The sequence below is a fragment of the Spirillospora sp. NPDC049024 genome (genome assembly GCF_040649235.1).
GTDB lineage: Bacteria > Actinomycetota > Actinomycetes > Streptosporangiales > Streptosporangiaceae > Spirillospora.
The window spans coordinates 39168-58369 of sequence record NZ_JBEZFD010000035.1 but is presented as its reverse complement, the minus strand read 5'-3'; the positions used below and the strand labels follow the sequence as shown (position 1 = coordinate 58369).

Sequence of the window (19202 nt, the reverse complement as noted above, 5' to 3'; positions counted from 1 at the left end):
GGCAGGAAAGAAGGGAGTCATGCGCAAGCGACCCGACACTCCCACCGATCTGCCCCCGCGGTCGTGGTGGGAGACGCTCAAGCGCACCCTCAAGGAGTTCAAGAACGACAACCTCGGGGACTGGGCCGCCGCGCTCACCTACTACTCCATCCTGTCGATCTTCCCGGCGATCCTGGTGGTGGTGTCGCTGGTGGGCCTGGCGGGGCAGTCGACGACCGAGTCCCTCGTCCAGAACGTCGGGAGCCTCGCTCCCGGTCCGGTCCGGGACCTGCTCGTCAGCTCGATCCGGCAGCTCGAGGGCAACGCCGGAGGCGCGGGCGTCGCGGCCGTGCTGGGCCTCGTGGCCGCGGTGTGGTCGTCGTCGGGCTACGTCGGGGCGTTCATGCGCGCCTCCAACGCCGTCTACGACATCCCCGAGGGCCGCCCGTTCTGGAAGACCGTGCCGCTCCGGATCGCGGTCACGCTGGTGACGCTGGTCCTGCTGTCGGCGTCGGTGATCGCGGTGGTGGTGTCCGGCCCGCTGGCGCGCAAGGCCGGGGACATGCTCGGGCTCGGCTCGCAGGCGGTGACCGTCTGGGGCATCGTGAAGTGGCCGGTGCTCGTGGTGGTGGTCGGCTTCCTGATCTCGCTGCTGTACTGGGCGTCCCCCAACGCCAAGCGGGGCTTCCGCTGGGTCACGCCGGGGGGCGGGCTGGCGATCGTGCTGTGGCTGGCGGCGTCCGGGCTGTTCGCGCTGTACGTGGCGAACTTCGCCTCCTACAACAAGACCTACGGCAGCCTCGCCGGGATCATCGTCTTCCTGGTGTGGCTGTGGATCACCAATCTGGCGATCCTGCTGGGCGCCGAGCTGGACGCCGAGCTCGAACGCAGCCGCGCGATCGCCGCCGGTCAGCATCCCGAGGAGGAGCCGTACGTGGAGTTCCGCGACACCCGCGCCTTCGACGACGAGGAGCGCCGCGAGACGGGCGTCGCGGACGACCAGGGCGGTGGGGCGTCGACCCCTGAGGCCCGGCGGAGGTAGCGGGGGCGCAGGCCGGCCCCGCTACCGGGGAATTACGGGTCGCAGAAGACCTGACCCCCTGAATAGGATCTTCGCATGCTCCAACCCGCCTACCCCATTGAGACCGAGCGGCTGACCCTGCGGCCGTTCCGCGAGACCGACCTGGAGGGTCTGTACGCCTACCAGTCCCTGCCCGAGGTGGCGCGCTTCCTGTACTGGGAACCCCGCTCCCTTGAGGAGTCGCGGTCCTTCCTGAAGCAGAAGATGAGCGCCTCCGTCGTGGAGAAGGAGGGCGACTGGCTGGTCCTGGCGGTGGAATGGCGCGAGACCGGCGAGCTGATCGGCGAGGTCAACCTCCAGTGGCGCAGCCGGGAGCACCGGCAGGGCGAGATCGGCTACATCTTCAACCCGGCCTACCACGGCAAGGGCTTCGCCACCGAGGCCGCCGAGGTGGTGCTGCGGCTGGGCTTCGAGGGGCTGGACCTGCACCGCGTCTGCGGGCGGCTGGACGGGCGCAACGCCGCGTCCGCCCGGGTCCTGGAGCGCCTCGGGATGCGCCGCGAGGCGCACCTGCTGCAGAACGAGATGGTCAAGGGCGAGTGGAGCGACGAGGTCATCTACGCGATGCTCCGCCAGGAGTGGGACGCCCGCTCCGGGTCCTGACCCGGGCGTGACCGGGGCGGCGACCGGGAGTCCCGGTCACCGCCCCGCCTGCTCCTCCAGGCTGCGCGCCAGGTCGCGGACGTGGCCGCGCAGCTCCTCGGGCCGCCGGATGGCGAACGGGAAGCCCAGGCCGGCCAGCATCTGCGCCATCCCGTCCAGCCGCTCGGCGCGCGTGGTCATCACCACTCCCCCCGCGGCCTCGGCCAGCGTCGCCGTCGTGGCGGGGATCCGGCGCCGCGCCTCGGCGAGGGTCGTCTCCAGCAGCACCTCGACCTCGTGGGCGTAGGGCACCCGGGCCAGCGACCGGGTGACGTGCTGGACCGGGTCGACGTCGCCGGGCGGCTCGAAGCGGGCGGTGCCGGGCTCGGCGGCGGCGACGCGGTCGACGCGGAACGTGCGGATCTCCCCGCTGCGGTGGTCGTGGCCCGTGACGTACCAGCGTCCCGAGTGGAAGACCAGGCCGTAGGGGTCCAGGTCGCGCTCGGTCTCGGCGCCCTGCCAGGACCGGTAGCGCAGGCGGACGCGGCGACGCTCCCTCGCCGCCGCCGCGAGGGTCAGCACGGCGCCGGTGTCGGGCGCGGCGGAGTCCCGGGCGGCGAGGGTGAACCCGAGCGTCTCGCGCAGCGCCTGGACGCGGTCGCGCAGGGCGGCGGGCAGGACGCGCTGCACCTTGGCCAGTGCGCTCTCGGTCGCCTGCCCGGGCAGCCCCACCCGCCGGCCGGCCAGCAGCCCCAGCACCACGGCGGCGGCCTCGTCGTCGGTGAGCATGAGCGGCGGCAGCTTGTAGCCGGGCATGAGCCGGTAGCCGCCGTACCGGCCGCGCTCGGCGACGACGGGGACGCCCAGGTCCTCCAGCCGGGAGGCGTAGCGGCGGACGGTCCGCTCGTCCACGCCGAGCCGCCGCGCCAGTTCCGGGCCGCCCATGCGGGGGTTGGCCTGGAGCAGTTCGAGCATGGCCAGTACGCGGGTCGTCGGATGGGACGACGCAGGTTGTGACATGGGTCACTCGCTTAATCCGGGCGGGTTCTGTCCTGTATCGACCCTAGCGTGGGGTCACACCCACCGAGAGAGGACGGCCCACCATGGCAGAAGGCAAGACGGCGACCGGCATGACAGGGACCGGCAAGGCGACGTTCGTACTGGTCCCCGGGTACTGGCTCGGCGCGTGGGCGTGGGACGAGGTGGCGGCCGACCTGCGGGCCGCGGGTCACGAGGTGCACGCGGTGACGCCGGCCGGGCAGGCCGAGCGGGCCGCCGAGACCCCGCCCGGCGCCGACGTCGAGGCCCAGATCGCCGACCTGCTGCGTCTCGTCGAGGACCGCGACCTGACGGGGGTCGTGCTCGTCGCGCACAGCGGCGCGAACATGGCCGTCACCGGCGCCGCCGACCGGGTGCCCGAGCGGATCGCCCGGGTCGTCTACGTCGACAGCGGCCCGATGCCGTCCGGGCTGGCCGGCATCGACTTCCGCGACCCCGCCTCGCGCGCGGAGCTGGAGAAGGCGGTCGCCGAGCACGGCGACGGCTGGCGGATCCCGGTGCCGGCGTTCGACCCGCAGGACGACCCGGTCAACCTCGCAGGCCTGAGCGGCGAGGCGCTGGCCGCCATGCGCGAGCGCGGCACGCCGCAGCCGTTCGGCACCGCGACGCAGGCGCTCACCCGCCCCGACCCGCTGCCGGCCGTTCCCCGCACGCTCATCGCGACCACGATTCCGCTGGCCGCGGTGAGGGAGATGGGCGAGGGCGGGCACCCGGTCTTCTCGATGATGACCGGGCCCGGCTGGACCTACCACGAGCTGCCGACCGGGCACTGGCCGATGTTCTCCAGGCCCCGCGATCTCGCCGCGCTGCTGGCCGGGACCGCCTCCGGCGGCACCTGAAGGACTCACTTCTCCACAGCCACTCGAAGAAATCTTGTAACCCGGCCATGTAGATCATTTCGGCGGAGGCGAGGACACTCTGCGGAAGTCGCGCGGCCACGGGGGTCGGGCCTATCGGCGAGGTGAGCCTTGCACACGACACCGACCGTCCGCCGCCGACCGCACCGGGTGACCTGGCGGCGCTCGCTGGCGTCCGGGGCGATCACGGCCGTCCTGGCGGCCGGCCTCGGCGCGGTCGGCACCGGCCCGGCGCAGGCGCTCGCGGGACCGGCCAGGGCGGACGACGGGGCCCGCATCACCGCGGAGAAGAAGATCGCCTCGTACGAGGTCGACATCGCCATCGCCTCGCCGGCCCTGGGCAAGACGGTCAAGACCCGCATCCTGCTGCCGAAGAACTGGACGCGGAACGCGACCGCGACGTGGCCGGTGCTGTACGCCTACCACGGCGGCCAGGACGACTACACCTCCTGGACGCGCAACACCGACATCGAGGCGTGGGCGGCCAAGTACAACGTCATCGTCGTCATGCCGGAGGGCGACAACGGCTCCTACACCGACTGGTACAACTACGGCAAGGGCGGGACTCCCAAGTGGGAGACCTTCCACACCGCCGAGGTCCGCCAGCTGATGGAGCGCAACTACCACGCGGGGGCGGTGCGCGCGGCGATCGGCAACTCCTCCGGCGGCGCGGGCGCGATGTCCTACGCCGCCCGGCACCCGGGGATGTTCAAGTACGCGGCGTCGCTGAGCGGGATCCTGTCGATGCGCTCGATCGGGATTCCGGCGCTGCTGATGTTCACCAACGCGGGCAACGGGCAGGACCCGTTCGCGATCTGGGGCGTCCCGTGGTCCGACGACGCCAACTGGGCCGCGCACGACCCGTACTCGCTGGCCCCCAAGCTGCGCGGCACCGGCCTGTTCTTCTCCGCCGGCACGACCGGGCGGCCCGGCCCCGGCGACCCCGACGTGGCGCCGTGGGACATCGGCCTGCTCAGTGAGATCGCGGTCGGCGCGAACAACAAGGACTTCCAGCGGCGGCTGGACGAGCTGAAGATCCCCTACACCGCCCACATCTACGGCGACGGCCGGCACAACTGGCCGGCGTGGGTGCGCGAGGCGAGCGGGGTGTGGCCGACGCTGATGAAGTCGATCGGCGCGCGGAGGGTGTGACGCGCGGGGCAGGTCCCTGAGCGGAACCCGGCCCGGTTCCGGTGCGGCGGCGGCTGCCGTGCCGGGACCGGGCCGCCGCGTGTGCGGCCCGGTCCCGGGGGTCAGTAGCCCAGGCCGTGCCCGAACGGGTACAGGACGGTGCCCGGCTGGTCGCGGGCGGGGATCGCGACGGGCAGCCGCCCGCGCGGGTCCAGCTCTCCGAACAGGACCTTGGCGGCCGACCGCAGCGCCTCGGCGGTGTAGGAGTAGGTGGCCACGTAGGTGGTCGCCTCGGGGAACCAGGCGATGTCGTAGGGGTCGCGGACGGCGATGACGACGACGGGCTTGCCGGTGGCGACGAGCGCCTTGACGAGGTTCATCTGCCCGGGCCCGTTGTGGTTGGGCTCTTCCTTGATGTCCCAGGCGCGGTTGGTGACGGCGACGACGAGGTCCTGGTCCCGTGCGGCGGCCACCGCCTCGTCGATCTGGGCCTGGCCGGGGCTGATGCCGGTCTGCTTGATCGTGGTGACGGCGCCGCGCCGGGCGATCTCGGTTCCCAGGGTCGCGGTGGTGGACACGCCCCATCCGGTGACCAGGACCCTGCGCGCGCCTGGGCGCAGCGGCAGGATCCCGGCGCCGTTCTTGACCAGGGTGGTGGTGCGGTCGGCGGCGCGCTGGGCGGCGGCCAGGTGCGCGGGCGTCCCGACGACCTGGTCGATCTTCGACTCGTCGGCGTAGGGGTCGCGGAACAGGCCGCGCCGCTGCTTGAGCTCCAGGATCCGGTAGACGGACTCGTCGATGCGCTTCTCGGTCAGCTCGCCGGACTTCACGGCGTTGACGACGGCCGCGAGCTGGCGGGGGAACACGCCGTTGCCCTGGGCGTCCGCGGGCGGCTTCAGCAGGACGTCCACGCCGGCCTTGAGGGCGAGGACGGGGATGTTCTCGTCGCCGTACTTGTCGCGGACGCCCTGCATGTCGAGGGCGTCGGTGACGACGACGCCCCGGTAGTGGAGCCGGTCGCGCAGGATGCCGGTGAGGATGGGCCGCGACAGGGTCGCGGGGTCGCCGGACGGGTCCAGCGACGGCACGACGATGTGCGCGGTCATGATGGAGTCGACGCCGTGCCTGATCGCGGCGCGGAAGGGGGGCAGGTCGAGCCGCTCCCATTCGGCGCGGGTGTGGTCGATGCGCGGGACACCGGTGTGGCTGTCGGTGGTGGTGTCGCCGTGCCCGGGGAAGTGCTTGGCGGTCGGGGTCACTCCCCCGTCCCGGTACCCGCCGATCTGCGCGGTCACCATGTCCGACACCAGCCGGGGGTCGGACCCGAAGGACCGGACGCCGATGACGGGGTTGGCCGGGTTGACGTTGACGTCGGCGTCGGGCGCGTAGTCCTGGTTGACGCCGATGGCGCGCAGCTCGGTCCCGGTGATGCGGGCGAGCGCGCGGGCGTCGCCGGTGCGGCGCCCGGCGGCCAGGGCCATGCTGCCCGGCGACTGCGTCGCGGGCGGCTGGACGCGGGCGACGATGCCGCCCTCCTGGTCGATGGCGATCGTGGCGGGGACGCGCAGCGGCTGCGCCGCGGCGGCGCGCTGGATGCCGTTGGAGAACGCGGCGAGCTGCTTCGGGTCGGCGACGTTGTCGCCGTAGTAGATGAAGCCGCCGGGGTGGTAGCGGGCGACGACCTGCGCGGCGTTGTCGACCCCGTACAGCCTGCGGTTGGCGGCGACGTCGGCCGGCTCGGCGGTGGTCGCGCTCTTGCCGTAGATCTGCAGGACGAACAGCTGCGCGGCCTTGTCCTGCAGCGACATCGACCGCAGGATCCGCATCAGCCGGGGGTCCCTGCCGGCGTCCGGTGCGGCCTGCGCGGACGCGTCCACGCCGCTGAGGCCGGTCACCGCGAGCGCTCCCGCCGCGAGGCCGGCGAGCCACCGGCGGCGGCGCGTTCGAGGACGGTGCATGACGGCCCCCTCCCTCCCCCGAGCTGCCTGATGATCAAGGTTCTTCCGGCACGTTAACCGCGGCGGTCGGCGCCCGTCCACGGCAATGGTCGACGATCCGGCCCGGAACCGTCCCCGATCCGGTAAAGCCCCGCGCGGCGGCGTCAGCGGCGCAGCCACCGCCACCAGCGGCTCGGGGGCGCGTCGGGCTTGGTCAGCGGGTGCTCCTCCACCTCGTAGCGGCGCACGTAGGCGCCGGCGAACGCCTGGAGGCTGGCGCCGAGCGGAATCGCCAGCAGCACCCCGATGGGCCCGGCGACGGCGGCGCCGGCCAGGATCAGCCCGAACGCGACCGCGGGGTGCATGTCCAGGGTCCGCGCGGTGATGCGCGGCTGCAGCAGGTAGTTCTCGAACTGCTGGTAGGCGACGATGAACAGCAGGATCCACAGCGCCGTGCTCGGCGACTTGGTCAGCGCGATGAGCACGGGCACGGCGCCGGCGAGGTAGGTGCCGACGGCCGGGATGAACTGCGACACCACCCCCACCCACAGTGCCAGGGCGGCCGCGTACGGGACGCCGAGCAGGGCCATGGCGGCGAAGTGGGCGATGCCGGAGATGAGGGCGAGCAGTCCTCGCGAGTAGATGTAGCCGCCGGTCTTGTCGACGGCGATCTCCCAGGCGCGCAGGACCTCGCGCTGGCGTCGCGGCGGCAGCAGGGAGCAGACCGTACGGCGGAACCGGGGGCCCTCGGCCGACAGGTAGAAGGTGAACAGCAGGACGCCGAGGGCGTTGAAGACGACACCGAAGGCGGTGGTGCCGAAGCCCCACACGTTCGCAGCGAGGCTCGACAGGTGCCGTGACAGGGTGTCGGTGATGGTGGGGAGCCGCTGGAAGATCGTCCGCTGGGACAGGTGCGTCCCGAACGTGGAGTTCACCCATCCGACGAACTGGCGGACGTAGCCGGGGAACCCGCCGATCAGGTTGGTGGCCTGGGCGGCGAGCAGGGAACCGATGCCGCCGAGGAACGCGGCCAGGAGCAGCCCCACGACCACGAACATCGCCGCGGTGGCCGCGCCGCGCCGCCATCCGCGCGCGGCCAGCCAGTTCACCGCCGGCTCGATCGCGAAGGCCAGGAACAGCGAGATCAGCAGGAGCAGCAGCAGGTCGCGCAGCCGCTCCAGCAGCCAGAGCCCCGCCAGGAACGCCAGCACGCTCGCGCCCGCGAGCGCGAACGCCTTGGGCAGCCACGGGGGCATCCGCTGCGCACGCTCGGGGGCCCGCTCGGCGGCGGGGGCCTCGGGAGGGACGTCGGCGGGCCCCTCGGCGCGTTCGCGTTCGCCGGCGGGTTCGTCGGCAGGACCCTCGGCGGGTTCGCCGGCGGGCGTGTCGCCGGGCTTGTCGCCGGGGGCCGGGCCGGGCGGCTGCGGCATTCCCGCACGTTAACGGCGTCCGGACCGGCATTCCGGGCGTCCCGCACCGCGGCAGGGGCAAGTTTTGCCGGGATTTCAGCCCCCGCCGCGGCCGGCGCCGCCTCACGGTCGGTCCTCGGTCGCGGCGGTCAGTTCGGCGAGCAGTTCGCTGGCGTGGACCGCGTCGAGTTCGCCGGTCACGTGGACGCCGCCGATCGTGACGATCTCGGCGGGGTCGCGGTCGCCGATCGCGACGCCCGGCTCGAAGCCGAGCCCGGCGGTGGCGCCGCCGGGGAGCCGGCGCGACATGCCGGAGACGATGCCGGCGTCGGCGGGCGCGTCGTGCTCCCAGCCGTCGCGTTCCAGGCGCAGCAGCCGCCCGAGCGGGACCTGCGCGCCCTCGAAGCGGGCGAGGACGCCGGTCCGGCGCTCCTCGTCGGTGAGGGCGTGGACGGGCCGGTCCAGCTGCGGGAACGGCTGGGCGATCTCGTAGTCGGCGAACACCCGGGCCCAGGCGGCCAGGTCCTCCTCGGTGAGGTCGAGGCGGTGCGCGACCCGGACCCGGACCGCGCCGTCCAGGACGAGGGCGTCGTCGGCGAGGTCGGCGAGGGTGCCGTCCTCGGCGACCCGGAAGGTCGTGCCGTCGCCGGTGACCCACACCAGCCGCTGCACGATGTGGCGCAGCAGGGGGTGGCCGGCGAGGAGCCGCTGGAAGTCGGTCAGGGGCCAGGAGCGCCGCCGGACCATCGCGGTCTCCAGCCTGCGGACCTGGCCGGCGGCCACGGCGCGGGCGTCCTTGCGCAGCGCCGCGAACCGCTTGTGGGCGGCGGGGGCCAGGTCGGGGTCGTCCTTGGCGCCCGGTTTTGGCAGCGCCTTGCGCGGCTTGCCGGCCTCGTCCCGGACGTAGGGGGCGAGCCGCTCGTCGAACCCGACGGTGAAGCGGCGGGGCCCGTAGTCCAGGACGAGGGTACCGGCGGCGTCGAGGCCGAGGTCGGGCACGAGGCGGTCGGCGAGTTCGTCCTGGGTGAGCCCGAGCCCGTCGGCGATCTCGTCGATCTTGCGGAGGGCCAGCTCCTTGAGGGTCTTGAACCGCAGTTTCTGGGAGATGCCGTGCAGGTGCATGAGCGCTACGTCGGTGCCGATCTCGGCGAGGACGTCCAGGCCCGCGGCGGCGTTCTTGTGGCGGCTCTGACCGGGCCATGCCCGGATCAGCGGGGTGAGGCGGCGGGCGGCCTCGTCGCCGCCGAGCAGGCCGAGCTGGGTGAGGGCCCAGCCGTCCCTGGCCGGGTGCCCGGCCGCCTCCCACCGTTCGAACACCGCCCAGGAGAACGCGGCGAGCGACTCGGGGTCGCAGGCCCGCCTGACGTCGGAGAGGTCGGGGCGGGCGCCGCCGGGGCGCTCCAGCGCGAGCGTCAGCAGCAGGTCGCGCGTCGCGGCGGGCGGCAGGGCCCGGTCGCGTCCGGTCGTGAGGATCTGCGGCAGCAGCGCCGGGTCGGCCCAGTCGCCGATCGCCGGGGCGCGGACCGGGACCAGGTCGAGCGGGTCGGTGGCCATCAGGTCGGCGATCGCGGCCGCGGCGGCGTCGCCGTGGACGCGGGCGGCCTCGACGACCGCCTCCGCGCCCTCGCGCCCGGCGATGTGCAGCAGCGCGGCCTCGGCGGCGAGGCGCTCCCGCCCGGCCGGGCCGAGAGCCGCCGGGACGAGCAGCAGGGCGGCGGCGATGCCGTGGCGGGCGAACCACGCGTGCGCGATGGGCCGCGCCGACTTCAGCCGCAGCGACCAGTCGGCCATGAGCGCGGCGACGCGCGGGGTGAGGAAGGGCAGCAGCACCTCGCCGTCGGAGGCCGGCGCCTTCGACGCGGCCCTGGCCAGCGGCGCCGCGGCATCGAGCTCGAAGCGGGCCGCCAGTTCCTTCTGGGCCCAGGTGAGGGGGACGTCTCCGGCTGCCCACTCGACGAACAGCGGCCGGACCAGGTCCTCGGGGCCCTGCGTGAACAGCTGCAGCCTCTCCCAGGGGGACAGCCGCCCGGCCTTGTGGTCCTGGACCTTGGCGAGCCAGCCGTCCCCGTCCCACCATCGGGCGGACGGGTCGGGGTACCAGGCCTCGCGTTCGCCGGGCGCCCAGCGGACGGCGTCGGTGTCCGGGGGCGCCAGCCCGGCGATCACCACGGCTCGGCGTTCCCGGCGGCGGCGCCTCCAGGGCGGGTTCGCCAGCGACGCGGGCACCTCCCGCGCCGGGGCGTCGGGCACGCGGGCCCGGCCCGCCTTCCCCCCGCCCAGTTCGGGGCGGGTGAGCAGATGCTCCTCGAGCAGTTCGGCGGCGACCGCGGCGGCCTTGCCGGTGCCGGCCGCCGCGTCCGCGAGCAGCCGCGCGGCCCGCGCGGGGAACCGCTTCATCGCCGCGGTCAGCGCGGGCCTGACGCGCTCGCGGTCGGCGCGGTCCACCAGGGCCTGGAACGCCTCGTCGGTCGGCAGGACCGCCAGCGCCTCGGCGGTGTTCTTGCGGGCCTTGGCGTTGCCGGCGGTGTCGTAGGCGTGGGCCAGCAGCGGCGCGAGCGGGGCGCCGACGCCGTCCACGGCGGTGGTCACCAGGTCGGCTCTCGCCGCCTGCCATCCCAGGACGCCCAGGCGGGGCAGCTGCGCGGGGGCGGTGACGGAGCACCACAGCATCCAGGAGTACAAGTGCTCCTGCGGCCCGCCGAACTCGTCCAGCGACTCCTCGACCCAGTCCTGGCGCGTCGGCGCGAGGTAGGCGGCGACGAGGCGGAGCAGGACGGTGCCGCGGTACTCCTCCAGGCGCGCGACGGCCCGTTCGTACTCGGCGTCGTCGGCCGCGGCGAGGACGGCCCGCATCCGGGTCAGCGCGGACCGCGCCACCCACCAGTGGCCGTGCTTCTCGTCCGGGTCCCGCAGCCGGACCCACGACTCGGTCCGGTCGCCCTGGTCGGTCCACCGCCACGTGGGCTCGGCCTTGCCGATGCACGCGACCGCGGCGGCGGCGAACGCGGGGCCGCGGTCGGCGCACCAGGCGTCGACGAGCCGGGCGTGCGGGTCGTCCCGCTGGTCCTCCTGGCGTATGACGAGCTGTCCGACGACCGCCGCGCCGAGCGGGTCGTCCTCCCCGCCGAGGTGGCGGCGGGCCGCCGCGACGAGGCCGGGGTCGCTGCGGGGGTGGCCGAGCGCGTACTCGACACCGGCCGACCGCGCCCGGACCTTCTCGGCGAGCGCGTCGCCCGCCGCCGGATCGAGCTTGAGCGCGGCCCCGGGCGTGCCGCCCCGCCGCGGATGCAGCCGGCGCCGCCACGCCGCCGGAACGACCAAGGTCTCCTCGTCGGTCTCCTCGTCCATGGCGCCTCACCGTAGGCCCCGGCTCTGACAGCGCTCAGGGGGCGAACGCGCGGAGGGTGACGTCCACGAGCGCGTCGGCGTACTCGGGGGTGAGCGGCCCCGAACGGTGCAGCCAGCGCTGGAAGAGCGGGGCGTACAGCACCTCGAGCACCAGGTCGAGGTCGGCGTCCGCGCGCAGCTGCCCCGCCCGCTGGGCGCCGCGCAGCCGCTCCTTCTTCGCCCGGTCGAGCGGGCCGGCCAGCTTCTCGCGGTACAGGGCGGCCAGGTCGGGGTCGTCGACGATCTCGGTGTTGAGCGCCCTGAGCGGCGCCTCGAACGCCGGGTCGGCGAACTCGGCGACGGTCGCCCGCATGACCGTCCTGAGGTCGGCCTCGAGGTCGCCGGTGTCGGGCAGCCGGACGCCCTCCTCCCCCTCGCTGAGCGCCAGGAACGCGTCGAAGACCACCGCGCCCTTGGACGGCCACCAGCGGTAGATGGTCTGCTTGCCGACGCCCGCCCGCGCGGCGATGGCCTCGATCGTCATCTTGGGGTACCCGATCTCGGAGACCAGCTCGCGCGCGGCGGTGAGCACGGCCCGCCGGGACCGCTCGCTGCGCCGCGCCGGGTTCGGGGTTCTGTTGCCGGACACGGCCGGGAAGCCTACCACTTAACGAGACGATACGTCTCGTCTTGACGACGGACCGGCCGCCTTCCATACTCAAGCCTGCCGAGACGAACCGTCTCGTCTTGAATGAGTGGAGGAGAGTGCATGGCGACCGCCCGCGTCTGGTTCATCACCGGCGCTTCCAGGGGCCTGGGCAGGGCCTACGCCGAGGCGGCGCTCGCCGCCGGAGACCGGGTCGTGGCGGCCGCGCGCGACCTCGGCCCGCTGGACGACCTTGCCGCCGCCCACCCCGACCACCTCGTCCGGCTGGCGCTGGACGTCCGCGACCGCGCGGCCGTGCACGCGGCGGTGGACCGGGCGGCGGCCGCGTTCGGGCGGCTCGACGTCGTGGTCAACAACGCCGGCACGATGCTGCTCGGCATGGTGGAGGAGGCGACCGAGGAGGAGATCCGCGCCCAGTTCGACGTCAACTTCTTCGGCGCGGTCTGGGTGGCCCAGGCCGTGGTGCCGCATCTGCGGGCGCAGGGCTCCGGCCGCATCCTGCAGGTCACCACGATGGGGACCGGGGGCGGGGTCGCGTCCGCCGGGTTCTACGCCGCGAGCAAGAGCGCGCTCGACTCGCTGAGCCAGGCGCTGGCGATGGAGGTGGCGCCGTTCGGGATCAAGGTGACGATCGTGCAGCCGGGCGGGTACGACACGGACCTGTTCACGCGGGGCATCACGCAGACCCGGCCGCGCCCGGAGTACGAGACGCTGCGCGCCCGGCTGGCCGAGATGTGGGGCGAGGACGCCGGCCCCGACCCGAGCACCGCGGCCCCGGTGGTCATGGAGCTGGCCGGCCTGGACGACCCGCCACTGCGGCTGATCGTCGGCGCCGCCTCCTACGACATGGTCCAGGAGATGGACCGGGCGCGCACCGAGGAGTACCGGGCCTGGGAGCACCTCAGCCGCAAGGCCCCGGGCTGACCCCCATCCCCACCCGACCGAGTCCGCACCGACGATAAGGAGGTGGCGCTCTGCGCGCCCCTGCCCAACTCGCACTCGACCAGATCTCCAAGCGCTACGGGACCCGCGCCGTCCTGGACCGGGTCTCGCTCACCGTCAAGCCCGGCGAGCGGCTCGGCGTGATCGGCGACAACGGGTCCGGCAAGTCCACGCTGCTCAAGCTCATGGCGGGCGTCGAGCGTCCGGACAACGGCGAGGTCGTGACCGTCGCGCCCGGCGGGATCGGCTACCTGCCGCAGTCGCTCGCGCTTCCGCCGGAGGCCACCGTCGCCGACGCCGTCGACCTGGCACTGGCCGACCTGCGCGACCTCGAAGCCCGGATGCGCGCCGCCGAACGCTCGCTCGGCGCGCCCGGCCGTGCGGACCTGGACGCCTACGCGGAGCTGGTGGCGGAGTTCGAGGCGCGGGGCGGCTACGAGGCCGACGTCCGCGTGGAACTCGCGCTGCACGGGCTCGGGCTGCCCGGACTCGACCGGAGCCGCCCGCTGGGCGCGCTGTCCGGCGGCGAGCGCTCCAGGCTCGCCCTCGCCGCCACGCTGGCGTCCTCCCCCGAGCTGCTGCTGCTCGACGAGCCGACCAACGACCTGGACGACCAGGCCACGGCCTGGCTCGAACGGCGGCTGCGCGCCCACCGCGGCACGGTCGTGGCGATCACGCACGACCGCATGTTCCTGGAGCGGGTGACCACCGCCGTCGTGGAGGTGGACGGCGGGCAGGTGCGCCGCTACGGCGACGGGTACCCGGGCTTCCTCGCCGCCAAGGCCGCCGAACGCGCCGCGCAGGCGCGGGCCCACGAGGAATGGAGGACGGAGCTGGACCGGCATGCCGCGCTGGTGGCCGCGAACGCGGGCCGGCTCGCCGAGATCCCGCGCAAGACGGCCAAGGCAGGCATGGGCACCGGCGCCTGGCGGGCGCGCTCGCGCACCCACGGGGCGGCCGGGCGCATCCGGCAGTCCCGGCAGCGGCTGCGGTGGCTCGCCGATCACCCCGCGGCGCCACCGCCCGAGCCGCTGCGCTTCACCGCCGTCCCCGCGGCCCCGGGCGCCGCCGGGGACGAGGTGCTCACGATCGGCGGCGTGGTGGTGCACGGACGGCTCCGCCTGGAGTCCCTGACCGTCCGCGCCGGTGAGCGGCTTCTCGTCACCGGCCCGAACGGAGCGGGCAAGACCACCCTGATGCGGCTCATCGCCGGAGAACTCCACCCGGACGCAGGCGAGGTGCGCCGGACCGGACGGGTCGGGTACCTCCGGCAGGACGGGCCGGTCGGCGCGGGTCACCGGACCGTGCTCCAGGCCTATTCGCACGGACGTCCGGGCACTCCCGACGAGCACGCGGACGCCCTGCTCGCCCTGGGCCTGTTCCGGCCGTCTGACCTGGGCCTCCGCCTCAGGGAGCTGTCCCCTGGGCAGCGGCGCCGGGTCGAGCTGGCGCGGCTGGTGAGCGAGCCCCGGGACCTGCTTCTGCTCGACGAGCCGACCAACCACCTGTCGCCCATGCTCACGGAGCAGCTGGAGGAGGCTCTGGCCTCCTACCAGGGCGCGCTGGTGGTGGTCACGCACGACCGGCGCCTGCGCGCCGCGTTCACCGGCGCCCGCCTCGAACTGGCCGCAGGGCGCCCGGCCTCACCGGTCGGTCAGGCCGTGCCGGACGATCGCGAGCAGGCGGCGGACCTGGGCGGGGTCGGTGCAGGAGGTGGCGACGGCGTGGGCCAGCGTCAGCACCTCGGCCACGGTGAGGTCCCCCCGGACGGCGCCCTCCTGCTGTGCTCGCGTCAGGAGCGTCTCCGCGGCTGAGGTCAGGGCGGCGTGCCAGCGCGCGAACAGCGCGGTGCGCCGTGCGTCGCCGCCGCCCGCCCCGGCGAAGGCCGGGGCCCGTCCGGTCGCGACCTGGACGGCGAAGGCCTCCAGCCAGGCGTGGAGCGCCTCCCCCGCGTCGGCCTCGGACTCCAAGGCGGCGCCCTGGTCGCACAGGGCGGCGACCTCGTCGGCGTAGACCGCGACGAGCAGGTCGTCGCGGGTCGGGAAGTGCCGGTAGAGGGTCGCGTTGCCGACGCCCGCGCGCCGGGCGATCTCGTCGAGGGGCGCACCGGGCCCCCGCTCCTCGAACAGCTCCCTGGCGGCGGCGACGAGCAGCCGGGCGTTGCGCTCGGCGTCGGCGCGGCGCCCCCGTCCCGAGGCGGCGGTCATTCCGGCTCCCTGGTCGTCCGACGGGGACCTGCTCGGCTAGGGTAGCGGAGCACTAAACGGGGACTTCCCCGTTTATTGTCCCGCCCCGAGGAGGAGCGATGGCGTTCACCGCCGACGACCGCACCGAGATCACCGAGCTGATCTCCATGCACGGCCATCCTGCGCGGCCGTCCACCCGAGGACACGGCCGCCGGCGGCCTCAGCTCGGGGCGTCCCGCAGGGTTCCCGCCGTCTCCTGCCGGCCCGGGCGCCATCGCAGGGCGACGATGACGGCCGCGGCCGCCTGGATCCCGCCGTTGAGGAGCGCGGGGGCGGCGTACTCGGTGTACCCGGGGATCATCGACTCGGTGACGTTCACCAGGGCGTGGACGACCAGCGCCGTGAGCATGACCCCGCCGGATCTCTCGAAGATCCAGACGATGAGGACCCGCAGCGCGACCGTGCTGAGGGACTGGCCCGCGATCCACAGCGCGGAGCGGTCGCCCTGGGCCCAGCCGACGACGTGCCAGACCGCCCAGACCACTCCGATGAGCGCCCCGGCTCCGAGCGGCCCCCATCGCTCGCGCAGCGGGGCCAGAAGGTAGCCGGTCCACCCCGCCTCCTCGCCGAGCGCGGTGACGAGGTAGACGGCGAACAGCGCCGGGACGGCCGCCGGCGGCGAGTGCGACCCGTCGAGCGGCGTCCCGGTGAGCGGCATCAGCACGTAGACCAGCAGCGCGATCGCGGGGACCAGCAGCCAGGCCGCCGGCCACGACGGCCTCCCTCCGGAACCCCGGAGGGACAGGGCCCTCTTCAGCAGCGCTCCGACTCCGCGGCGCCCCTCCTCCCGCGCGGTGAGCACCACGGCCACCACGAGGGGCAGGACGAACTGGAACGCGCTCACGGGCATGCCCATGGGCAGCGCGTCCGGGCGCTCGATCAGCGCTCCCGCCGCCCAGAATGGGAGCGAGAGGGCGAACAGCAGCACCAGGAACGCCAGCGGCGACCTCGCGGTCGGCGGGGCGGGACGAACGGCCATGCTCTGGATTGTCCTGAAGTGCGGCGGAAGCGGCACGGCCCCGCCCCGCATCCCGTCCGGCCCTAGAGTTGGGCGGCATGACGCTGCGGCTTGTTCAGGTGAACTTCAAGGCCCGGGACGACTCGGCCCTCGGCCGGTTCTGGGCGGAGGCGCTCGGCTGGGGCGTGTCCAGCGAGGGTCCCGGTGTGACCAACGTCGAGCCCGTGGGCTTCGACTGGCCGGACCCCAGCGCCGTCTGCGTCGACGTCGTCCGGGTACCGGATCCCGAGACGGTGAAGTACGGCGTGCACCTGGACCTGGCCACCACGTCCGCGGAGCACCAGGCGGAGTTGGCCGCGCGCCTGAAGGAACTCGGCGCGAAGCCCGTGGACATAGGCCAGGGCGAGGTGCCGTGGACGGTCATGGCCGACCCGGAGGGCAACGTGTTCTGCGTCCTGGAGCCTCGGGAGGTCTACCGGGACACCGGGCCGATCGCCGCGGTGGTGGTCGACTGCGCGAATCCGCGGGCCATGGTCGGGTTCTGGGGCGAGGCGATGGACTGGACCGTGCACGATTTGACCGACGACCGCGCGCTGCTGCGTTCCGCGGAGGGCGTGGGCCCGTATCTGGAGTTCTGGCGCGCTTCGGACGCGCGGGCCTGGTGGAACCGCGTGCACCTCGACCTGCTGCCCCACCCCGTCGAGGCGAAGGAGGCGGAGGTGGCCCGGCTGCGGAAGCTCGGCGCCACCGACATCGACCTCGGCCAGGGCGAGGTGCCGTGGACGGTTATGGCCGACCCGGAGGGCAACGAGTTCTGCGTGCTCGGCCGGGGCTGACGCGGAGCCTGCCGCCCGTCGCCGGCGCGTGCGCGGCCGGAAAACCGCTTGAGCCTTCCTTCCGCGTTCCCGTAGGTTGCCCTCGGCCCATCGCAGTGAGGACAAAGGACAGACCAGCGTGACCCCGCCTGCTCTTTAGACCTGACACCTTCTTCCGCTCACCTGTAGCCGACGACTCGTCGGTTCCGCCGGGCTGCCCTCCGCGCGCCCGGTCGTTCAGCGTTCGAGGCCGCGCGCAATCGGCCTCGTGTCAGGTCTTGAGAGCTCATGTCTTCACAACCTCATATCGTGCTGCCCTGGGTCGTCCGCCGGACCAGGCTGCCCCTGCTGTCGCTGCGGTGCGCCGACTGCCGCTCGGAGTCGGCCACCACCGGCGAGGGCAGGTTCCGCGTCAACGCCAACGGCAAGCTGCTGGACGTGTGGCTGCTGGTCCGCTGCGTCTCGTGCGATCGGACCGCCAAGCTCACCGTGCACGAGCGGACCCCGGTCGGCTCCTTCGATCCGGTCGATCTCCACGGCTACCGCGTCAACGATCCGCGGCTGGTGGCCTCCCGGCTGCTGGATCCGCTGCTCGCCCGGCGCAACCGGTTCAGCCTGGACTGGACGGGCGCCTGGCGGCTGCACACCCCGCCGGAGCGCCTCGACGAGGCGTGGCCGGTCCGGGTGGAGGTCGCCTTCGACGATCCGGTGCCGGTGCGCCCGGACCGGCTCATCGCGCGAGGGCTCGGCCTCAGCAGGAACGAGGTGCTGCGCCGCATCAAGTGCGACATCTCGCTGCGGCGTCCGACCAGTGCCGGGTTCGCCTTCACGGTGATGCCCGGGGACTAGCCGGGCGGGCCGGGCGCGCCATCCGGCCCGCCCGGCCTCGCCCCGAGCCCGTGTCGATCCCCCGGTCAGGGGACGGCGAGGTCGAGCGCCTTGAGGCGGGCCGGGTCGGCGATCATCTCGTAGGAGGCGACGCGGCCGCCGCGGACGGTGACGGCCAGGGCGAGCAGGAGGCGGCCGTGCGGGGCGACCACGGCGCCGACCGTCCCATCGATCAGGGCGGGCCCGGCGTACCGGGCTCGGCGGCCGAACCGCTGCATCTCGCGGGCGACCGAGTCGGCGCCGCGCAGGACGGCGGGGCGGCCGGGGGTGAGGGCGGCGTGGTCGGCGCGGCGGACGACGTCGGGCGCGAGGACGCCGAGGAGGGCGTCCAGGTCGCCGCTGCGGGCCGCGGCGAGGAAGGCCTCGACGACGCGGCGCTGCTCGGCGAGTTCGCGTGCCGGCGCGGCGGTGGTGCCGCGGACGCGGCGGCGGGCGCGGCTGGCGAGCTTCTTGGCGGCGGCCGGGGTGCGCTCGACGATGGGGGCGATCTGGTCGAAGGGGACGGCGAACACGTCGTGCAGGACGAAGGCGACGCGTTCGGCGGGGCCCAGGGTGTCCAGAACGACGAGCATCGCGCGCCCGACCGACTCGATGAGGACGGCCTCGGTCTCGGGGTCGCCGTCGTGCGGCTGGACGGGCGAGCGCCATCCGTAGGGCTCCTCGCGCCGGGAGGCGCGGGTGCGGAGCATGTCGAGGCAGATGCGGGCCACGACGGTGCGCAGCCACGCCTCCAGGTCGTCGATGCCGGCGGGGTCGGTGCGCTGGAGCCGCAGCCACGCCTCCTGGACGGCGTCGTCGGTCTCGCCCGGTGAGCCCAGCATCCGGTAGGCGACCGCGCGCAGTACCGCGCGGTGCGCCTCGAAGCGTTCGGCGAGTCGGTCGTCCATCGGTCACCTTTCCGTGCCGCGTTCCGTCTGCTCCGTGGCATCCGGGAGACGACGACGGCGGGGGGACGGGAGACAGATGATCCGACACGACCAGGGTAGCGAGCCGGGCGCGCGGCCGCTGCTGCGGCCGGTGGCGCTCGGGGACCTGGAGCTGCCCAACCGGGTGGTGATGGCGCCGCTGACGCGGGCCGCGCGTCCGCCCGCGGCCTGGTTCCGACGTGGCGGAGTTGGACACGGCGCGCAGCGACGAGGCCGCCCACTACGGCGGCGGTGCCCGCGGCTATGTCGCCTAACCGATCTGGCCGGGCCCCTAGCCCCGGCCGACGGGCTGGTCGCCCGTGGTCGCCAACACGAAGGCGCGGCCGTCGGGCTTCTATCCTTCGCCGCCTCCCGCTCCCGCCGCGGCGAGGGAAAGGGCGAGGCTGGACCAGGGCACT

General features: G+C 74.2%; 15 protein-coding genes and 1 pseudogene. 8 read left to right on the top strand and 8 right to left on the bottom strand.

The annotated features are described in order from the left end of the window. Positions 1–19: 19 nt before the first annotated feature. Entirely contained in the window at positions 20–1021 is a 1002-nt protein-coding gene (locus tag AB0C21_RS40405; RefSeq protein ID WP_500211527.1) for a YihY/virulence factor BrkB family protein, read from the top strand. Between the two features lie 75 nt (positions 1022–1096). Then, complete coding sequence (locus tag AB0C21_RS40400; protein WP_500211525.1) at positions 1097–1663, top strand: GNAT family N-acetyltransferase; 567 nt, start codon at positions 1097–1099, stop codon at positions 1661–1663. A gap of 36 nt (positions 1664–1699) precedes the next feature. Here the strand turns inward: AB0C21_RS40400 and AB0C21_RS40395 are convergent, their stop codons facing one another. Further along, positions 1700–2662, bottom strand: a complete 963-nt coding sequence (locus tag AB0C21_RS40395) for a helix-turn-helix transcriptional regulator (protein WP_500211523.1) — start codon at positions 2660–2662, stop codon at positions 1700–1702. 83 nt (positions 2663–2745) lie between these two features. On the opposite strand from AB0C21_RS40395, the gene AB0C21_RS40390 reads away from it, so the two are divergent. Next, complete coding sequence (locus AB0C21_RS40390) at positions 2746–3540, top strand: alpha/beta fold hydrolase (RefSeq protein ID WP_500211521.1); 795 nt, start codon at positions 2746–2748, stop codon at positions 3538–3540. A 129-nt stretch (positions 3541–3669) separates the two neighbouring features. Beyond that, on the top strand, positions 3670–4710 hold the full coding sequence (locus tag AB0C21_RS40385; RefSeq protein ID WP_500211520.1) for an alpha/beta hydrolase: 1041 nt from the start codon (positions 3670–3672) through the stop codon (positions 4708–4710). A gap of 101 nt (positions 4711–4811) precedes the next feature. Here AB0C21_RS40385 and AB0C21_RS40380 read toward each other — a convergent pair whose 3' ends face one another. The 4 genes from AB0C21_RS40380 to AB0C21_RS40365 form a co-directional block, all read right to left on the bottom strand. Further along, positions 4812–6647, bottom strand: coding sequence for a glycoside hydrolase family 3 protein (locus AB0C21_RS40380; protein WP_500211518.1), 1836 nt, complete (start codon positions 6645–6647; stop codon positions 4812–4814). Positions 6648–6790: 143 nt separating this feature from the next. Then, on the bottom strand, positions 6791–8056 hold the full coding sequence (locus tag AB0C21_RS40375; RefSeq protein ID WP_500211516.1) for an AI-2E family transporter: 1266 nt from the start codon (positions 8054–8056) through the stop codon (positions 6791–6793). Positions 8057–8158: 102 nt separating this feature from the next. Further along, entirely contained in the window at positions 8159–11383 is a 3225-nt protein-coding gene (locus AB0C21_RS40370) for a DUF4132 domain-containing protein (protein ID WP_500211514.1), read from the bottom strand. Between the two features lie 34 nt (positions 11384–11417). Further along, positions 11418–12011 (bottom strand): TetR/AcrR family transcriptional regulator, encoded by a 594-nt coding sequence (locus AB0C21_RS40365; RefSeq protein ID WP_500211512.1) that lies wholly within the window; start codon positions 12009–12011, stop codon positions 11418–11420. A 120-nt stretch (positions 12012–12131) separates the two neighbouring features. Between AB0C21_RS40365 and AB0C21_RS40360 the strand changes: the two genes are divergently transcribed. Further along, a complete protein-coding gene (locus tag AB0C21_RS40360; protein WP_500211511.1) occupies positions 12132–12953 on the top strand; it encodes an SDR family NAD(P)-dependent oxidoreductase in 822 nt (273 codons plus the stop codon). Positions 12954–13003: 50 nt separating this feature from the next. After that, positions 13004–14614 (top strand): annotated as a pseudogene (abc-f, locus tag AB0C21_RS40355) (ribosomal protection-like ABC-F family protein); the annotation flags it as partial. On the opposite strand, the gene AB0C21_RS40350 reads toward abc-f, so the two are convergent. After that, on the bottom strand, positions 14615–15178 hold the full coding sequence (locus tag AB0C21_RS40350) for a TetR/AcrR family transcriptional regulator (protein ID WP_500211509.1): 564 nt from the start codon (positions 15176–15178) through the stop codon (positions 14615–14617). Positions 15179–15377: 199 nt separating this feature from the next. Continuing rightward, the gene (locus AB0C21_RS40345) at positions 15378–16196 is read right to left on the bottom strand and encodes a CPBP family intramembrane glutamic endopeptidase (RefSeq protein ID WP_500211508.1); all 819 of its coding nucleotides are present in this window, start codon (positions 16194–16196) and stop codon (positions 15378–15380) included. A 77-nt stretch (positions 16197–16273) separates the two neighbouring features. On the opposite strand from AB0C21_RS40345, the gene AB0C21_RS40340 reads away from it, so the two are divergent. After that, the gene (locus AB0C21_RS40340) at positions 16274–17011 is read left to right on the top strand and encodes a VOC family protein (RefSeq protein ID WP_500211506.1); all 738 of its coding nucleotides are present in this window, start codon (positions 16274–16276) and stop codon (positions 17009–17011) included. A gap of 288 nt (positions 17012–17299) precedes the next feature. After that, entirely contained in the window at positions 17300–17839 is a 540-nt protein-coding gene (locus AB0C21_RS40335) for a DUF1062 domain-containing protein (protein ID WP_500211504.1), read from the top strand. Between the two features lie 65 nt (positions 17840–17904). Here AB0C21_RS40335 and AB0C21_RS40330 read toward each other — a convergent pair whose 3' ends face one another. Beyond that, on the bottom strand, positions 17905–18765 hold the full coding sequence (locus AB0C21_RS40330) for a sigma-70 family RNA polymerase sigma factor (RefSeq protein ID WP_500211502.1): 861 nt from the start codon (positions 18763–18765) through the stop codon (positions 17905–17907). Positions 18766–19202: the final 437 nt, after the last annotated feature.